Below are 19,308 nucleotides of genomic sequence, written 5' to 3' on the forward strand. Positions count from 1 at the left end.
CTTTTCGCAGCTTAAAGAGATTCACTGCTTGCTATTTAACTTCTCTTAATTGGATATTGTCAATATATACATCAATACCATTAACTTCATCTTTAACTAAGTAAAAATCCAAACGAGCTTTAGCAGGATCATGTTTTACCCAGTCTTTTGCTGGCTTTTCAATGGTAACGGTTGTCCATTCTGTGGTAAAAGCAAACCAACCCTCCCAACGATCTGCCCATGCACCTGCAACAATGCCTCTAAAGTAACCCTCACCACCAGCTTTATTAGATTTAATATCAAAAGTGACACGGTAAGTTTTATCATTATTAGCACCTAAGATTTGCGGAAAGTCTGCAGCGGTTAACACCAAGCCGACATGCTTATCTATGGTATCACCCGTTTTAATATGTACACCATAGTCACCTTCGCTTGCGGCTTCTGTTGTCACTTCAAGTGTTGTATCAGCCGGTGTTTCCCAATACCGCCCCCACAAACCCATTTTTCCGAGTTCAAAACTGTGGTTTAATCCATACAAATAGTTTGAATTTGCAACTACATTGACCGTAACATCGTCGTTCAAGCCTTGTTCTTGAGTACGAACTCGGGCAACTGAAGCCCCTTTAAATCGAGAAACACCAGTTAACATCCCACTTGAATCAATTGTAAAGACCCCTTCGTTTGCAGATGACCAAGTTACGTTTTTATTTGAAGTTTCTGTTTCGTTTTGAAACATAACATTAGCGCCTAACTGAAGTGTACCACCCTCTTCAACTGATACCTCATTAACTATCTCACCGTCTTGAGTAATTTCAACCCCGATTGGTTTAGTCGAATTGGTTACAATTTTAACCTGTTTTGTCGCAACTACTTCTCTATCTTTGGAAGTTGCAGATATTTCAACCATACCTTCAGCAACGCCTTCAACCATGCCAGATGAAATATCAACAGTTGCAATTGTTTCGTCCGATGACGACCAAGTTACTTCTTTAAACGTTGCATTGTCTGGTTCCACTTCTGCATTAAATTGCGCCATTTCACCAACTGGAATTTCAATATCATCGTTTACCAGAATATCAATTTGAGATACTTTATTTTCAGCACCAAACACTCGAACATAAACACTACGCTCGACTAAAGTATCTGAACCGTTATCTATTACGTAATCGAACTGGTAGCGTAAACTCTCACCATACTCAAGTACATCGGCCCAAGAAGCAGGATTAATAATAATATTTTCAGCCTGTTTAGTTATCCCTTGAAATGGGATATCAGGTTCAGTGGGTAATTTAACTCCGTCTTCATCTTTGGCAAAAATATGCTCAAAGTCACGGGCAAAAATGCGATTACCTTCATTTTTTACATTACTTAATAAGCTATATTTTGCAGCAGGCTGGTCTTCTGCAACCACTATTTCAAATTCACCCGGCGCGACAGTCACTGGCGGAATATTATTTGATGACTTATCATCATTGTCACTGCCACAAGCTGTTAGGCCTGCCATAATGGCTAACGCAATAACTGACTTTTTTGTTAAAATTGATTTCATAATAATTACCTAACTCATTGCATATCCCGTTAAACAGGACATTTAATCATTCTGATTCAGGTGCTTTGATTGTATCTTAGCAAAGCACCACCAAAGCTAAATTAAAACTGGACTCTTACTCCTAAACGATACTGACGACCGGTAGTGTATTGAGTCACCGTTCTACTGGTATCAACACTGCTATCATCCATTGGATTCCCTTCATCATAAGGAATCACATTGCCTTCATCATCTCGCATACCTAAATCCATAGAGGTACTAGTAAAGAAAGTTCGTTTATCAGAGTTGGTTAAATTTAATGCGTTAAAGCTAACTGTGATGTTTTCGTTCACTTTATAGTTAGCAGATAAGTCGACTGTTGCACGCGCGTCGTCCCATAAAGCCCCATTGGTTTGGCCCCGGCTTGCTAACTGAATAGAATTATATCTATGTGTCAATCTCACAAGGTGACCATATTTTTCCCAGTATATAGCCGTATTAGCTGTATGCTTGGGGGTGTAGGCTTGAGGTAGTGCTTTAAGTAATTTACCTGATTGTTCAAGTACTTCAGCCTCTGTTTCTGAGTCTGCGTAGGTATAGTTAAAATCAAGACCTAAACCTGATAATTCTCCCGGTAAAAAATCGTAGTTTTGACGATATGCAAATTCTAAACCTCGGGTCTGAACGCCAGCGCCATTACGTACAATAGAGGCTTCAACCATTTCACAGCCAAAAGTTAAACTATTTCTAAGTTTATCTTGTACTACCCTATCTGGCATACAATCTGAATTTTCAGGTGTCATACCATCTGCCATATTGATAATAAAATCTTCTAGGTTAATAGACTCTAAATCATAATCATGGCGTAAATCTTTGGTATAAAAACGCTCTTTGACAGTTTCAGTAAAATCAACCATATCTTTATTGAATAAAGCAATGGAAACTTGACCGGTGTTATTAAAGTACCATTCTAACGATAAATCTAAATTGGTTGATTTTAGAGGTTGCAAATTAGAATTTGGCGCTGTCATACGACTGTATTCACCCCAAACGTTTTCATTATATGAAAAACCTGGTCTTAACTGATCAAATCCAGGTCTAGCCATGGTTTTTGATGCTGCAAAACGACCAATTAATTCATTACTAATTTGATAATTTAAGTTTAAGCTCGGAAGCCATACGTCACTCTCGCCATTACCTGTACTGCTAAAAATTCGCTGCTCTCGACCTTCATTAAAACGTTTTTGAGTAGAAGTATCAGTATGACGATAATTAGCCCACCAGCTTCGTCCTGTATAACCTGCTGGCACAGGTTCTGATGGATCTAACATGACTGTATTTTCAGGCTGTCCGTTTGGGTAAGTCTCTGCGATTTGAGCATCGTAACATGGATATTGATTTGGCACTGGGCCATCATTTGGACCATATTCTTTATCGCCCACAATATTTGGGGTTGGATCAAAAATTTGATCAACTGCATCTGTAGTACCGTTTAGTGCATTGAGTTCTTCAGCTGTTTTTGTGGTATATGTACCATCAATTCTAATCGTTTGGTTGGCATTGCTAAACGGCGTACATGCATCGTTACTGGGGTCAAATAGTCCATTTGCGACTAATTCATGAGGTGTAAAAATTTGGTCGCCATTAAAGAATTTAACTGACGAATTACCAAAAGGTGAAGCGACTTCGGTATGCACATAGCGAATACCCACATCACCGCTTAAGCGATCGTCTAAATATGCAAAATTCGCTTTAAAATAAAGTGAATGATTATCTTGAATAGTGCGGCGGCTGCCACTTTCATCACCAATTAAAGTTGAGTTTTCTAAGCCGAAAATTTCACTAAATGCTTTGTCGGCATTAATTAAACCCCAACCTTTCAAAAACGAGCTATCATATTGCGAGCTATTGCCGACTAAACCATGCATAAAGTCATCAACCGGTAAAGTGCCGTCGTCAATAATGTCTGCTACATAAATATCCGCAGTTGATTGACCGGAGACGGGTTTGCCTGTTTCTGGATCAAATACCGTTTCACCTGCACCTTGGAATTGTTGGTACTGAGTGTAAACGTCTTTATCTCGTTGTGAAACCTTAGCACCAAATTCAAATTGAGTGATACCCGCTAAATCAACGTCCCAATCAAAATCAAGAAAGATGCTTTTATTTATATCCACTGTTGTATTATTATTTTTTGCAACAAAACCAACATGCGAAGCATATGGGTCTAGTGGGTTAAAACCACCAGAAGCGATATTAGCCATGTTGTTATTAATACCACCTGGCACATAAATATAATCTTCAGTTGACGTTACAATTTGACATTTACCTTGAGTACAGTCATAACCGATTGGCTCTAAATAATCGAGAGGTGTGTTTGCCAAGACCTCACGTGGAATAGTACCCCAGTTGTTTGTAGTAACAATACTATTAGGCGTGGTTTGATAGTCGGTTTTAGAATAACCTGCTGTTAAATCAACTTTTAAATTATCAGTAATATAATGTTGAATTGATAAGGTAGCGACTTTATTTTCAGTTTCATTACCGCCTTGATTACGACCAAAACCACCACTACCAAAACGGTTTAGCGATTTAACTAAGTTATGATTTTCAGTATCAACTACCCACCAGTCTTGCTGAGGATCCGCTTCTAAAGGCAATAAAAGCGGTTCGCCATTTTCAGTTGTTAGCTTTTCTCCAGTTACAGGATTAATGCCTTGGCCTAAACTACCAACGGTTAAATTATCAAAGTTATTGTTAGTATTGAAATTCGGCGCTTTAATACCAACGCTATGATTATCGTTTGACACTTCTTGTTTTGAATAACTTAAATCAAGTTGAATGTCTGTGCCGTCGCCCGGAATAAATTGAAAGCCAGCGTTAATAGTTTGTCTATCTCGCTGATTTTGGTTCAAATTGTATTGAATCGTTTTGCGTATAATAGCAACTGTATCTTCTTCAATTAAGTTGCCATCTAAGTCTCTTGCACCACCTGCGCGAACATCTACTTCTTGATAAGGTTCAAGCCAGTCACCTGTTACCTCATCCCGGCGAATAGATTGAGTTTCATCTGACGCAGTAACAATCACCCCAAAAGTATCATCAAAAAACTTATGCGAAATAGAGCCTGATATTTTACGATCAAACTCATCATTATAATCATTATATTTACCTTGTACTTCTAATGATAATCTATCTTTTTGTAAGTTTAATGGCTTAGTTGTTTTCAATACAACATTAGCACCTAATGAGCCTTCATCGTGATCGGCACTGGATGTTTTATATACATGAATAGAAGATAAAATATCTGAAGAAAAAGAACTTAAATCAACGCCTTGATTAGGATCGGCACTGGTTAAAGCAACGCCGTTTAATGAAATCTGGTTTAAGTCTGCACCTGCACCCCGTACTGAGATCTTAGTCCCTTCACCATCTGTTGTTTGAATTGATACACCCGTTACCCGAGATAAAGCATCTGCGATATTTTGGTCCGTATTTTTACCAATATCCTCGGCAAAAATAGAATCTACAACCGTTTTAGCGTTACGTTTGTCGTGTATAGATTTAAGCAAGCTGCCACGATAACCCGTAACCTCAATCGTTTCTGTTTCATCTGTTTCATTTTCTTTTGAATCATTTTCGGCAGCATAAGTGTTGCCTGCAAATAACAAAGGCAAAACAGCCAAAGTTATAGGTTTTAGTTTAAAGCTTGTAGACATCAGTTCAATCTCCAAATGGTCATTCACTTATTGTTGTATCTAAAGGTTATAGCAGAGCATGGATACAGCTCATTATTTAATCCTGCTAATACCAATCTTTTAAAAAAACAAATTTAAAACATTAGATACAATTATATTACATAATCCACCATGGATTTGTCAACAAACATATGAATTTATATTTGAACCAAAAACTAATATTAATAAATATAATCACAAAAAATTAAGAATATCTTTATTACGAGATAAAACAATCATGTAATCAATTGATTTAATTTAACTAATATAAAAAAATAAACTCAAATTAAATATACTTTTTACTGTTAACAAATTACAATATTCAACATTAAGCAAATTAAATATTTCAAATTTGATTTTTAAAGCTTTAAAGCCTAATAAGTTTATTTTTTATTTATAAAATGAATAACATTTAAATGTAAAAACTAATGAGCTCAAAGGAGTTGTATTTAAGATCTGTTAAACTAAGATAATGTTTAGCAAATGGCAGTGTATATTTAGAGGATGTTTATGTTGTAAAAAACAAAAACCCGATCATTAAAACGGATTTTTGTTATTTCTTAACTAAGAAGTAGTTTATTCAAAATGACAAGTAACTGTAGTTGCAATTATCACTTCTTCGTAACCTTGATTAGGGTCGTAATCAGAAAAATCAAAAATCCATGAATTTGTCGGATCGTCATATCTCATATAAGGCCCATGAGCATGCGAAAATATTCCGCCAACCCAGCTATCAACCTGGCCCCATAGAGCACCTTTATCAACGCACCATTGATGCGCAGAATATGCATCAATCTGATAACTTGTTTGACGCGGGTCATTATATGTCTGTGAAGTGACTGCTTGTGCACTCACTGACAACGCGGATAATACACCTGTGAATGTTAATAATAGTAAATTTTTCATTAAAAGCTCCATTTAATTAATAAGATATTTAATATTTTTATGCTACTAATTTAACCCAAGCGACATAATAAAATTAACGTTGAAATGTTATAAAAAAGAACAAACTGTCTTTTTATGCTTATATTTTTACGACAAATATAACGCTTGGAACTTATGTAAAATAAATTCCGATATTTCAAACTTTAGATCAATTTACATTTTATTTACATATGTAATTGAAAGTTATTTCAGCAGCTTTATAAAATTAGCCAATAAAAAAATAAAATCAAATACAAATTAACTTTATTTGACAATATCTATCAAAGCTAAAAGTGAAGTATTCACTATAGTGTATCTGTAGAGGTTTAAAATAATAGCGTTCATAATTGTTTGCGAAACTGTCTGTATCTCTTTTGATAGATAAAGCAGAGCGAAAACTTGCATTTTCGCTCTGGTAACTAAATCAAGTGTGGGGCTTTTATTTAAGCGTGAGCTGAATAGGGTTTGATGTAAGTGCCCCTTTTAACGTTATTTGTGCTTTTGTCGCTGTAAATTTGCTTTGCACTATTAGTAATGCTCGACCATGTTTGGTTTTAATTTGGGTGCTCAAATGGCGTTGTATGTTATCACTGGCACCATTATCAACCCCGAGTAAACGCAAGCTATTGGGGAGTTCAAATTGAATTAACCCTTCTTTATGTTTAACTGGGTTGCCATTTTTATCTATTAGTTGGGCAACAATATGCGCTACATCGTAACCATTTGCATTGAGTTCAGTTTTGTCTGTTGTTAATTTAACCGCAACGGGTTCAGCTGCTGTATTGAGCTGTTGGGTATATTTTTTTCCATCTTTCCATGCAATCGCAGTTAAAGCGCCAGCTTTAAACGGCACAGCCCACTTTAATATCCGATCTGGATTGTCGGTTAAATTGCGCTTACCCAAACTAACCCCATTGAGCTTTAATTCAACTTCATCAAGATTGGTATAAGCTTCAACAGAGATTAACTGTTCAGTCTGATAATTCCAGTGATTATTTACATCTCGCCATGTCCATTTTCCTTTTTTCCAGCTACCGTCTGTTTTTTCAACTAGCTTGGTATTTTTAACAGTATAAGCAGATTCAGACATAGGCTTGGTGGTTAAATAGATATGAGGTTCATCATTCCACAAGGTCTTCATCATATGATAACTAGGCTTTTTAAACCCAGCAAAATCTAACATCCCTGAGTTTGTGCCTTTTCTAGGCCATCTTCCATTTGATTCACCTAAATAATCTATTCCAGTCCAAACAAAAATGCCTGGAATATAATCTTTTTCTAAAACATGCTGCCATTCATGCCATTGCACCCAGTTTTCTGTGCCTAAAATCATTTTTTCAGGGTAATGTTTATGTCCATATTCATAAACAGATTGACGATAACTGTAGCCAATAACATCTAATGCGTCGGTATAACCGCCTACATGGCTGGCGGAAGGTGTCACTAAATTAGCGGTCACTGGTCGGGTTAAATCCATTTCACGAGTCCATTTAGCTAACTTAGCGGCCGTTTTTTCAAGTGCCTCACCTTTAACCGACGTTTCGTTTAATGCTTGTTTAATTTGCTCTGGTGTTCGAGGCGGCGCGGACCAATAATAATTAACGTCTTCTGGTGTATCTTCACCCCAGTATCCAGTTGCTTTGGTATACCTTGGGTAAGTCCATTCAATTTCGTTGCCTATGCTCCACTGAAAAATAGAAGCGTGATTTCTATCGCGTTTAATGGTGGCTTTAAGATCTTTTTCTGCCCATTCAGCAAAATAATCACTATAACTTTGAGTTTCGTGTGCCCCGTCGCCTGTTTGATTAAAGTTTTTACGTTTATCTTTTGGGTTATGCCACTCATCAAAAATTTCATCTTGGACTAAAAACCCCATTTCATCACACAATTCTAAAAATTCTTTTGAAGGCGAATTGTGTGCGGTTCTAATCGCGTTTACGCCAGCTTGTTTTAATTTGCTTAACCGACGTTTCCAAACGCCTTTAGGCACAGCCGCCCCTACTAAACCAGCATCGTGATGTAAATTAACCCCTTTAATTTTAATGTTGCGCCCGTTTAGATAAAAACCTTTATTAGGATCGTTTTTAAAATAGCGCACGCCAAACTGAGTTTTAATACTATCTAGCAGTTGCTCGCCTTTATAAATTTGAGTGCTGGCTGTATATAAATTTGGCGCATCAATGTCCCATAAATTAGGGTTTTCAATAGTCAATTCGCGGTTAAGTGTCGCTGTTTGTTTAGCTTTAACCATTAGCGTTTGTCGCTTTGAACTAACAAGTTGACCATTTGGGTTGAAAATCTGAGTTTTAATATCCAAAGCTTCAGCTTTGTCTTGGCGGTTATTAATTTCAGTTTGCAATTTAACCCAGGCTTGCTCGTCTGTTATTTTTGGTGTAGTGATATAATCACCCCAAATTGGGATGTGAATATTATTATTTGTAATGAGTTTTACATTACGATAAATACCTGACCCTGTATACCAACGTGAATCTACATATCGGCTGCGATCTACCTCTACCGCAATCACGTTTTGTCGGCCATCTTTAAATAAATATGGCGTTAAATCATAGTGAAACGGCACATAGCCATTCGGTCGGTAACCCAGTAAATGGCCATTAACCCAAACTTTTGAGTGATTATAAATACCGTCAAACAAAACTTGTACAACTTGCGCATTAGGGGTTTCAAAATGTTTCCGGTACCAAGCTTTGCCAGCTGGTAAATAGCCAGTCGCACCCGACGTATTTTCTTGAGTATAATCAGCTTCAATACTCCAGTCATGCGGCAGCCTCACATTTTTCCATTGGCTATCGTCATAATTAACCTGATAACGATTGCCCCCCTCAGATAAACTAAATTTCCAATCAAAATTAAAATCTTGATTGGCTGTCGTTTCCACCTGAGTTATTTTTTGAGACCCTGTATTTTGTTTAGCCGAAGCCTCAGGAGAAAGCAATTGGCTACACCCCATCGACATAATTCCTGCACAGGTAACTATAATCGCTTTGCCAAAGCTGAATCCTGTCATATTCATTTTATTGTTCATTACAAAAGCTCTCCCCACGCTAAACGCCATTTTTATCAACTTAAAATTACAATTAAAACATATAATTTACATCCTGGTTATTCTATGCAAATATGATTCATAAATAAATATTAATTTTTATATATAACATTTAATATCAGGTTACCTCAATGATAAATACATTTAAAATAAAACCATTGGTTGCAGCAATGCTGATCCACAATTTAGCGGCTTGCGGTGGTAGCAATGAAAAAAACGATGATCCTAAGCAAACGCCTATAGATAACAGTGCGCCCACTGTCACAAGTGAATTAAATTTTGAATTTATCGAATCAAGTGAAATGCAAACTATTGAGTTGCTGAGTGGCGCACAGGATATAAACGGTGATAATTTAACAGTAATTAATTGGCACGCTGACAGTTCAAATCCAGCAATAGAAACAGCACGCACAGCCAATCAACTGACAATAACGCCTTCAGATCTTGCTGATACGTTAAATGAAGGCGAAAGCCAAACATTTAAATTTAGCTATCAAATTAGCGATGGGGCATTAACCGTTGATCAACAGCTTAAAATAATAATAAAAGGTGTGTCCGAAAAAACAAATGCAACTCAAGTAATAGTTACCACCGCACTTAACACCCTGCAATATTATGAAAATTCAGCAATATTACAACGCGATAAATTTTTTAATATGCATGACAGTTTTTCTAAAGGTTACACCGAAGCGGTAATAAAATTGTATGTAGATGAGCTTAATATTAACCAAGGTCGGCAATTTTGGTCACCGATAGACGTTGCTACGCAAATTGCTGGTGAAAGTAATTACCCTGAGACGAGCGTAGCGCAGCAGCAAGGGCCTGCTAATGTAAATAGTTATCATGCAAACCCATTGACAAAATTAACCGGTGAACAAAACCGCACTGTGATGACTTCACATCCAAAAAATAATATGAGCGTTAACAATAATCCGGTTGAAGGTGCACGTTGGGCCGCGGATTATTTCGAACATTATTACGATGATGCTTCGCTACCGCTTATTTTTGAACCTATGAACGAACCTTTTGTCCATGCATGGGAATATCAATCTCAATATAACAACAGTGATCACGAAACTCGCCAACACATGACAAAATGGTTTAAAGAGATAGGTAAAGCCATTGATAACCGTCCTGCGTTAAAAAACCTCAATGTAGTGGGCTATTCCGCTGCTTGGCCGTCAATGGAGCTACCTTTTAATACGGGTAAATATTTTGCCCATTGGGAAAGCCGACAAAAGCTATTTATGGATGAAGCTGGCCCCTATATGGATGGTTTTTCTGTGCATTTATATGACGGTATAAATATTATTGATGACAGTGTAGCAGATGATACCAGTGAAATTCGTCGCAGCGGGGCCAACGCACAAGCGATTTTAGATTTAATTGAAACCTACTCTCATTATAAATGGAATACGGTTAAGCCTCATGCCATTACCGAATATGGCAATATAGTTGATCGAGCGCCTAATGAAGTTGATTATAACGAAACCGTTAATAGTCAAACTATGCGTTCAATTAACAACATTTTGATGGAGCTGTTAACTCGTGAAGACCGAATTTTAACCTCTATTCCATTTATTGCAGGTTACACCACTTGGTATTGGCAAGATCCAAATAGCGGTAATGGTCAACCATACAATCCTTCAATGTGGCGCCCCGATCCAGAAAAAATACAATTAAATGCTGATACCAACAAATGGGAATTTAAAAACCCGCAAGATCCTAATAACTATTTATTGACCAAAAACCATCTGTTTTATGCATTTTGGAAAGATGTTAAAGGCCACAGGCTAGCCATCTCCTCTCCAGACCCTGATGTACAAACCGCAGCCTATGCCTATAACGATAAAGCTTATCTGATCATCAATAATCTTGCAGATGAAGTTAAAGATATTCAATTAGATATTAACGCGCTAACCGGATTTAATTTTGAGGCAGTTGAGCTTGAAAGATTAACGGTTCCGGTAAATACAGCAGCAACCCACACCAGTAAAAACCTGAATATAAGTGGTGCGTTAGACGGTACAGCGCATTCCGAGCTTGCCATAAAATTAGCTGTGGGTGAAACCATTAAATTTACTTTAGATCTGGATAAAAACGTCCCAATAGACCAAACATTACAACGTAAAACTTATTATGCAAATGAGCATTTACAATCGATAAATGCGAATCAATCCATTAAATTTAATATTAATCATGTTCAATTAACCAGCAAAGATACCCAACCGTCATCAGCCATGCTACGAATGGGATTGGGTCGAGCCCATACTGGCTCAAAACAGCCAATTGTAAAAATAAATGGAACGCAAATAACAGTTCCTGAAAATTGGGCTGGTTATGATCAAAAAAATCGTAAAGAAGGCTTTTTTGGCGCCATTGATATCCCTGTCCCTTATGAATTAATCGCTGAAGATAACGAAATTACTTTAACTTTTCCAGATGATGGCGGTAAAGTCAGCTCATTAATTTTGGAAGTTAATAATCAAATTGATAACCTAGTTATCACTGAAATCAAAGTTAACGAAAACCAGATTTTAAAAATAGGCAAAACCTTTCAAGCAACCAGCCAAGTTCTTCCAGATCATGCGCCTAATAAAACAATTTCTTGGGTTTCTTCTAATGAAGCTGTAGCAAGAGTGGATAATCAAGGTTTAGTCACTGCGGTTTCTCAAGGTACAGCTGAAATTACAGCAAACAGCCATAATGGACTCAGTAGCAGTTTTATCTTAACAGTGCCAAAGGCAGACGCTAACTTACTAGCCGATCTGAATACGGATTTTGAAGACGGAGATATCACGCCATGGGGGAAATTTTGGCAAACCGATCTCACCAGCCAGTTTGACATAACAAACGATGCGGCCAAAACGGGTAATTACGGCCTACAAGTTAACATTAACAATGATGATAAACCGAATGGTATTTCACTTAGTAGAAACACCTTGCCACAAATTTTTGGTGAAAATCAAAACCGCCAATTTATGCTCATGTTCGACATAAAAATTAACTCAAGCGAGCTGGCCAGTATTCCCATGAAATTTTTTATGGTACCGCGTAATGATAGCACCGGAAAAGATGAATGGATCTCGCGGATCGAAAAAAGCATCTCAGTGAATAATACAACTGGGTGGCAAACCATTGAATTGCAATTTGATGAAGCCAACTGGGGGGAACACTTAGCACGCATGGAGCTTTATTTTTCGGCTCAAAGCGGCGCAATTGATGCGCACGTTGATAATATACAAATAAAAATACTGGAATAAAAAACGCCCTGTGCAAATTTATTAGCCTATTTTAACGCGCAAAAAATTAGTATTGAAAAATTGAAATGCTCGGCATTAAAGAAGCCGTAAATTGGCAACTAAACCAACAAGGTTTAGTGATAACTCATACTGAAACCTGTGCCGAGCTAATTTTCAATTGGTTATAAATTTTGCGTTACCATGTAAGAAAGTTTGGCATTACAAGCTAACGCTTATAACCGTCATTCCGCACCTAGTTTTTAATTAATCTTGGTGTTTTTTTATTCAGTTGATCGTATTATTTAAAAAAAGACTTGACCTAGATCCCAGATCTTGATCTATTACTCTCTTTTGAGAGTGGTGATCACAATGCCTAACCCTTTTACTAAAACACTTGAACATCACGGCTTGGTGGCTGGTTTTTGTCATGAAATCCAATTGGTCGACTTAATTGACCGTAAACTCGGTCAATCAAACGATCGTACTTTAAGCTTTGGCCAACTGGTTTTGGCTATGGTGATAAATGGCTTGGGGTTTACTGGCCGAACGCTACACATGTACAGTGAGTACTTTAAAGATAAGCCACTTGAGCGCTTAATTGGTGAAGGCGTCAAGGCTGAGCAAATCAATGATGATGCGTTAGGTCGATGTTTAGACAAGCTGTATGAATTTGGTGTATCCAGTTTATACCAAGATCTCGGCGAAACGGTTGTTAGTCACCTTGGTCTGGGCGGAGAATCACTACATTTAGACTCCACTAGCTTCCATTATGATGGTCAATCAAACGATGTGGATGATGATGTTAATACTATCCACATTGCCAAAGGGTATTCTCGCGACCACCGCCCCGACTTAAACCAAGTGGTTTTAAACCTCATCTGTGAAAATCAATCCGGCATTCCGGTTTATATGAAACCCGCCAGTGGCAACTGCAATGATATGGATGGGTTTAAAAAGATAGTTAAAGCCCATGTGAATAGCTTAAAGGCAGCACAACGCTGTCGCTACTTGGTGGGGGATGCTGCTTTATATGTTCAAGAATCCCTTTCTCATTTACAGCAAATCAATCAACTATTTATCACGCGTGTCCCTCAAACACTCAAAGAAGCTAAAACGCTCATCAAATTAGCTCCGACTTTAAGTTTTACGCCTTTATCTTCAGGCTACGAAGGCGTGTTTCATGAATGTGAATATGGTGGCGTAAAGCAAAAGTGGTTGCTAGTACGCAGTGAGCAAGCTGCTAAACGCGAAACACATACGTTAAGTAAGCGCATGCACAAACAAGCAGAGCAAGCACGTAAAAGCTTTAAACAACTCAGTCAAAAAATATTTGCTTGCGAAGGTGATGCACAAAAGTCATTGGAGGAATGGAAAAAGAAACAAATACTCTGTGATGTTGAAGGGCAAGTTGAGCAAGTCCCCGCATTTGCCGGAAAAGGGCGACCTAAAAAAAATGAAAACCCGATACGGATTGATTACCAAATTACAGGGCGTTTATTTACCCCGCTGGCTCGACGCCAAGCGGCACTGGAACAATTGGGGTTGTTTATCATTGCCACCAATGACATGAGTGAAGCGTTAACCATGGATAAAATGCTCAGCACGTATAAATCACAGCAATCAGTAGAAAAAGGCTTCCGCTTTCTGAAGAGCCCAGACTTTTTAACCAACGCCATTTTCTTGAAAAAGCCAGAACGAATAGAAGCATTATTAATGGTGATGACGGTCTGTTTAATGGTATATGCAGCCTTGGAGCATCAGATCCGCAAACAACTTGTAGAGCAAGAGCAGTACTTCCCGGATATGAAATACAAACCCCATCAGAAACCCACCGCTCGCTGGGTGTTCCAATGCTTTCAAGGGATCACCATCATGTATATCAACCAAGACACTGAGATCGTTGCTAATCTTGAGGATCGCAATCACACGATCATTGATTGCTTAGGTTATCATTACCAGAAAATTTATTCCTAAAAGTGGTGCGGAAGATCGGTTATAATGCCAAACTTAATAAAAAATAATTTTTAGACAGTAGAGAAAAATTAAAAATCTTCGACTGAAAACCATAATCGTTTGTCGTTTAATGGCGTCTGAGGTGACAGTTCAGGGTTATTTAGCTTTAATATAGTGCGTTGTTTTATATTGCTTAATGCTAAACCTGATTTAATCATAGGGTGCTGGTAAAAAAACCGGTTAAACTCACCTGAATTTATCGCTTTATTCAAGCCTGTTAAAATATTTTGATGTAGCTTTTGATTATTTTTATTTACAAAAAAATAGGCTGGTAGCGGATAGACTATCATTAAATTTCGCTCAACTTGTAAAGGTAAATTTGGATGTGCTTTCATTTCAGACCAAGGTGAATAGACACTACGGGGTAAATAATCAAAGCGGCCACCTTCAAGCATATAAAATAAATTTTGATATTTAGTGGTGCCAACCACCTTCAGGCCTGCTTGGGCTAAAATATTAGCATCAACCCAACTAGATACCTGTCCTGCTTTAAGCTGAGCTAATTCATTTATGGTATTAATTTGGTTAAATTTATCTTGATTGCCTTCACGAATTAAAAATATCCGATGCCCGAGTAAACCTTTAAATAAAGGAATACGAATAGGTAAAAAGCGATTTTCATATGCTTTAGAGGTGCCAACCCAAGCAACATCTATTCGGTTTTGTTCAAGTTCATTAAGTAATGTAGTTTGGGTTAAATAGTCAGGTTTTTCGACAAAAGTGTACGCTGTATCAGCATATGATAAAGCAAGTTTGAGCAAACTTAGCTGATACGCTTCTTTACCAGAATTAATTGCGTTGTGGCGAATAGTTTGAGCATAAACGCTCGCCATTGCTAGATTAATAAACAAAAAAATGAATAAGCCGTTTAATAGGCTGTGCTTAAATTTCGCCAGCATCTTAAATACCTCACCCCAAGTTTTTAATTAAATGCATGTAAATAAAAAACGACAGTTAATTTAGATCAACTGTCGTTTTTTAGATGCAAAAATAGCTCGCCTATTGCTTACTATTCATTTGCAGTCCAACTAGAACCAGGGCCAACATCATCAGCTGAAATAACATAAAGCTGGCTTGCATCGGCACCAATATTAGCTTGAGCACCTGAACCATTATATAAACCTTGTGCATTCGTTGTTAAACCTGCTTCGCCAGCATTTCCAACCATTGTTGAAATATCAACCGTACCGCCGTCTGTAATGTCTGAAACAAATACATGGTTGTCAGTTTTGGTTGAGTTTGAATTTAACGAGCATCCAAGACCACTAAAATCAGCCGATTCAGTGCCAACCATTTTGCTTAAACTGGTGTCAGCAGTCGATGCAATTAAATTGCTACTGGTATTTAAGTACGGAGGAAATCCAACACAACTTGCATCTCTATCATCAAAACCAACGGCTTGGGCTACATTAACGAGTGTATTGTTACTAATAGTCACTGCTAGTTCAGCACCTGTGTAAGTTGCAATCGCAGCTTCATTCCCACTGTTATCTAACATATCGTCATGAATAAAAATGCCACCACGATCACCGCCTGTATAAGCATCTTCAGCAATATAGTTGTTCGTAACGGTATGGCCTAATGCTGATAAGGCAATACCGCCTGATTTAACCCCTTCACCTGGAATAATAATATTGTCAGAAACCGTATTAAACACCCCATCTTCAAGTGAAATCATGCCCACTGAATTAATTATGGTATTGCCTTTAATGGTGTTTTCGCCGCCTTGTACTTTAATGAGACGCTCTTTTACTTCCACCCCATCAAATAGATTGTATTGAATTGTATGTTGACCAACCCCTTTAGAATCGTCACCTGTTGAACGGCCAACTTGAATAGCATAAGCACCACTATTAGCGCTGCTACTCGGGGTAATATTAGTAAAGTGATTATATTGAACTACATTGCCTTGATCTTGATCAACGTCTGTATTGATATAAATTGAAATTGGGCCACTCTTATCATTGGCTGAATCACTGCCAGAGAATAAATTACGCTCAACTATGCTGTTGGTACCTCTTAACTCAATCCAGTCAAAGCCTGTGCCACCAACATGATCTTTAAATATTGAATTACGAACGATGACACCATCACCATTAAGCAGTAACATCGCATCTGTTGAACTTGAAGATTCACAGGCTGTTTCATTTGAACCTGCATCTGGTACTAGCGCATTATTTTCTTCAAAAACTAACCCATCTACCATGGTATTATCGCCTTTAAGCGCAATACAAGTTCTACCTTTAATAACCGCGTCACTGTTTTTAGTGCGCGTTAATTTAACGCCATTGGTTGAAACCAATACACCATAAGTTGTTAAATCTCCGGCATAATTTGCATCATAACCCACATCAACATATTCACCGCTTGCCAGTGCAATAACATCGTTTTCAGCGGCATTAGCAACTGCCGTCACTAACTCAGCTCCGCTGGTAACAACAGTCGAATAAACTACATCATTTGCTTGCTGGGTTAAGGTTTTATTGCCGCTGTTGTAAGTTACAGTAACTGATAATGTTTTTTCTAAATCTTCAGCTGTTACGGTATAAATTTGAGCGGTCGCACCGCTGATTTCAGTATCATCTGCATACCATTGAAATGCGGCAGTTGCATCTACACCACCAAAAGTCGCAACTAATTCAGTGCCAACCGTAATATCATCAGTTTGACTCATGGTTAAACTAAACGCCGTTGGATCAACAATCGCATTTGTTTTATCTGACACCGGCATTTCAACTAAACCTAAATTATCAGTGTAAGTTGTTTGCACAGAAATTTGCTTACCAACATCAGCCATTGTGGTTGTATAGCTTTGTGCCGTTGCACCGCTTATCTCATTGTCATCAGCCCACCATTGGTAATTAATCGTCGAATCAATACCGTCAGTATCGCTTACATTAGCTGTTAATTCAGAGCCAAATGCAATGACACCATCATCTGGTATACCTGAAATCATCACTACCCCATCAGCGGTCATTTCTGGCACGATCGCTGGTGCTTTAATAATTAAACTTTCATCGTTACCACTATCGTCAACGTATTCCGCTCTAACTGAAATTGCAGTCCCTACTTCGGCTGCGGTGACCGTATAAGTACTTTCTGTTGCCCCTTCGATAACCGTCGAATCAGCCATCCATGTATAAGTAACTGCATTGCTTAAACCATCATCATCTGCAACCGTCACCATAAGCGCTTGGCCAACTTCTGACTGGCCATTAATTTCTATTGTGCCACGTGAATCTGCCGGACCAAAGTTATCGTAAACTCCGTCACAGCCGGTAGTTAATAAGGCAGCAACCGATATTGCTATTAATTTTTTATTCATATTTATTTCCTACTTGATTTTTGACTTAGCATAAACGAGATTAACGAAATTGACTTACAATAAGTATCAATTTGTAAAACACCAAAGTCAACATATTTTTAAAAAAAACAGAACAAAAAATAGATAAAACAACCTAAATAACGCTATTTTGGGTAGAATATTATATTTAGTATCTATTCAAAATCGTAAAATTGTTAATAAAATACATCTATAACCTTTGGCACAAACACTCAAACAAACCTAAATTGTAAAACAAATAAAAAATAAAGTATGAATTCAACTACAAAATATGTAATATACTTTTCAACAATTATTATTAATTTAATTTACAAATTACGATTAATGTCACTATCAAAGAGGCTATACATGAAAAAAATAACTTTGGTTGCGCCTATCACATTGGCGCTATTAATTGCTTGTGCAAATACATCGTCAGATGATCAAAGCAAAACGGCTAATGTGCCAGCAGGCAAATTTGATCTAAGCCAGTGGAAAATTACGCTGCCTATGGATGGCAACAAAGATGGTAAAATTGACGAAGTCAGTGTAAAGGGCTTAAAAGATTACAGTCACCCTGACTTCTTTTATTTAGACGAAGACGAAAATATGGTATTTGCAGCACCCAATAAAGCGATTACCACAGCAAATTCATCGAATACGCGAAGCGAACTGCGCCAGATGATCCGCGGCACTAATACTAATATTAAAACCAAATATCCGCTTAATAATTTTGCCATTGCTGCGCATCCTTTATCAAAACGATTTGGTTCAGTAGGTGGTAAATTAGAAGCCTCGTTAAAAGTAGATCACGTTGCTAAACGCGCCAAATATCCAAATAAACCACCCGCATTTTCAGTTGTGGTGGGGCAAATTCATGCCGGTAAAGATCAAAATTTAATTGATAAAAACTTTGGGTTTGGCTGGGGTAACGAGCCAATCAAAGTGTATTACAAGAAATGGCCGCAACATAATACGGGCTCTGTTTTTTGGAATTACGAACGTAATTTAGCAAAGGATGATCCTAACCGTACCGATATTGCATATCCTGTTTGGGGGCATACCTGGAAATCACCAGAAAACCCAGGCGAAAATGGCATCGCATTGGGTGAAGAATTTAGCTACGAAATTAATGTACATGGCAGCATTATGCATTTAACCTTTACGGCAAAAAATAAACCAACGGTAAAATATGCTATTGATTTATCAAACAATGTAGATGCTTACGGTAAAGTTGACGAGCTTGATAACCCTTATGGTTACACAGGTGATTGGCATTATTTTAAAGCGGGTGCTTATAACCAATGTAGCTCAAAAGATGCAAAAGGCGGTTGGTATACAGCCTGTCCTGGTACGGGTGACTGGGAAACAGACAAGAAAAACGGTGATTATACTCAAGTCACATTCACCAAACTAAAGCTCAGCCCATCTACTGAGCCAAAATAAGCTGCCAAAATATTCAATTAGCCTAACTCGGCCACTTAATGGCTGAGCTAGGC

The 19,308-nt window shown here is 37.7% G+C and carries 9 protein-coding genes; 3 read left to right on the forward strand and 6 right to left on the reverse strand.

Annotation, left to right across the window (positions count from 1 at the left end):
• Positions 1–31 precede the first annotated feature (31 nt).
• The 4 genes from OLW01_RS17670 to OLW01_RS17685 all read right to left on the reverse strand — a co-directional run bounded on the left by OLW01_RS17670 (position 32) and on the right by OLW01_RS17685 (position 9,214).
• Entirely contained in the window at positions 32–1,528 is a 1,497-nt protein-coding gene (locus OLW01_RS17670) for an Ig-like domain-containing protein (protein ID WP_268076827.1), read from the reverse strand.
• A 101-nt stretch (positions 1,529–1,629) separates the two neighbouring features.
• Positions 1,630–5,226, reverse strand: a complete 3,597-nt coding sequence (locus OLW01_RS17675) for a TonB-dependent receptor domain-containing protein (protein WP_268076828.1) — start codon at positions 5,224–5,226, stop codon at positions 1,630–1,632.
• A 594-nt stretch (positions 5,227–5,820) separates the two neighbouring features.
• The gene (locus tag OLW01_RS17680) at positions 5,821–6,150 is read right to left on the reverse strand and encodes a hypothetical protein (RefSeq protein ID WP_268076829.1); all 330 of its coding nucleotides are present in this window, start codon (positions 6,148–6,150) and stop codon (positions 5,821–5,823) included.
• Between the two features lie 457 nt (positions 6,151–6,607).
• On the reverse strand, positions 6,608–9,214 hold the full coding sequence (locus tag OLW01_RS17685; RefSeq protein WP_268076830.1) for a glycoside hydrolase family 2 protein: 2,607 nt from the start codon (positions 9,212–9,214) through the stop codon (positions 6,608–6,610).
• A gap of 149 nt (positions 9,215–9,363) precedes the next feature.
• Here OLW01_RS17685 and OLW01_RS17690 point away from each other — a divergent pair, with 149 nt between their 5' ends.
• Together OLW01_RS17690 and OLW01_RS17695 are read left to right on the forward strand one after the other, a co-directional pair.
• Complete coding sequence (locus tag OLW01_RS17690) at positions 9,364–12,495, forward strand: Ig-like domain-containing protein (protein ID WP_268076831.1); 3,132 nt, start codon at positions 9,364–9,366, stop codon at positions 12,493–12,495.
• Positions 12,496–12,837: 342 nt separating this feature from the next.
• Positions 12,838–14,448 carry an IS1634 family transposase gene (locus tag OLW01_RS17695; RefSeq protein WP_428980204.1) on the forward strand — a complete coding sequence of 537 codons (1,611 nt, stop codon included), beginning with the start codon at positions 12,838–12,840 and terminating at the stop codon, positions 14,446–14,448.
• A gap of 68 nt (positions 14,449–14,516) precedes the next feature.
• Here the strand turns inward: OLW01_RS17695 and OLW01_RS17700 are convergent, their stop codons facing one another.
• Together OLW01_RS17700 and OLW01_RS17705 are read right to left on the reverse strand one after the other, a co-directional pair.
• The gene (locus OLW01_RS17700; protein WP_268076832.1) at positions 14,517–15,386 is read right to left on the reverse strand and encodes a type 2 periplasmic-binding domain-containing protein; all 870 of its coding nucleotides are present in this window, start codon (positions 15,384–15,386) and stop codon (positions 14,517–14,519) included.
• 110 nt (positions 15,387–15,496) lie between these two features.
• Positions 15,497–17,812 carry a chondroitinase-B domain-containing protein gene (locus tag OLW01_RS17705; RefSeq protein WP_268076833.1) on the reverse strand — a complete coding sequence of 772 codons (2,316 nt, stop codon included), beginning with the start codon at positions 17,810–17,812 and terminating at the stop codon, positions 15,497–15,499.
• A gap of 366 nt (positions 17,813–18,178) precedes the next feature.
• Here OLW01_RS17705 and OLW01_RS17710 point away from each other — a divergent pair, with 366 nt between their 5' ends.
• Positions 18,179–19,255, forward strand: coding sequence for a polysaccharide lyase family 7 protein (locus tag OLW01_RS17710; protein WP_268076834.1), 1,077 nt, complete (start codon positions 18,179–18,181; stop codon positions 19,253–19,255).
• The last annotated feature ends 53 nt before the right edge of the window (positions 19,256–19,308 follow it).

It is taken from the genome of Catenovulum adriaticum, assembly GCF_026725475.1.
Lineage (GTDB): Bacteria > Pseudomonadota > Gammaproteobacteria > Enterobacterales > Alteromonadaceae > Catenovulum > Catenovulum adriaticum.

What these genes read in the sequence shown, in the direction of transcription:
- OLW01_RS17710 (WP_268076834.1), top strand. Translation starts at nt 18,179, where the DNA reads ATGAAAAAAATAACTTTGGTTGCGCCTATCACATTGGCGCTATTAATT.
- OLW01_RS17670 (WP_268076827.1), bottom strand. Translation starts at nt 1,528, where the DNA reads ATGAAATCAATTTTAACAAAAAAGTCAGTTATTGCGTTAGCCATTATG.
- OLW01_RS17675 (WP_268076828.1), bottom strand. Translation starts at nt 5,226, where the DNA reads ATGTCTACAAGCTTTAAACTAAAACCTATAACTTTGGCTGTTTTGCCT.
- OLW01_RS17685 (WP_268076830.1), bottom strand. Translation starts at nt 9,214, where the DNA reads ATGAACAATAAAATGAATATGACAGGATTCAGCTTTGGCAAAGCGATT.
- OLW01_RS17705 (WP_268076833.1), bottom strand. Translation starts at nt 17,812, where the DNA reads ATGAATAAAAAATTAATAGCAATATCGGTTGCTGCCTTATTAACTACC.
- OLW01_RS17690 (WP_268076831.1), top strand. Translation starts at nt 9,364, where the DNA reads ATGATAAATACATTTAAAATAAAACCATTGGTTGCAGCAATGCTGATC.
- OLW01_RS17700 (WP_268076832.1), bottom strand. Translation starts at nt 15,386, where the DNA reads ATGCTGGCGAAATTTAAGCACAGCCTATTAAACGGCTTATTCATTTTT.
- OLW01_RS17680 (WP_268076829.1), bottom strand. Translation starts at nt 6,150, where the DNA reads ATGAAAAATTTACTATTATTAACATTCACAGGTGTATTATCCGCGTTG.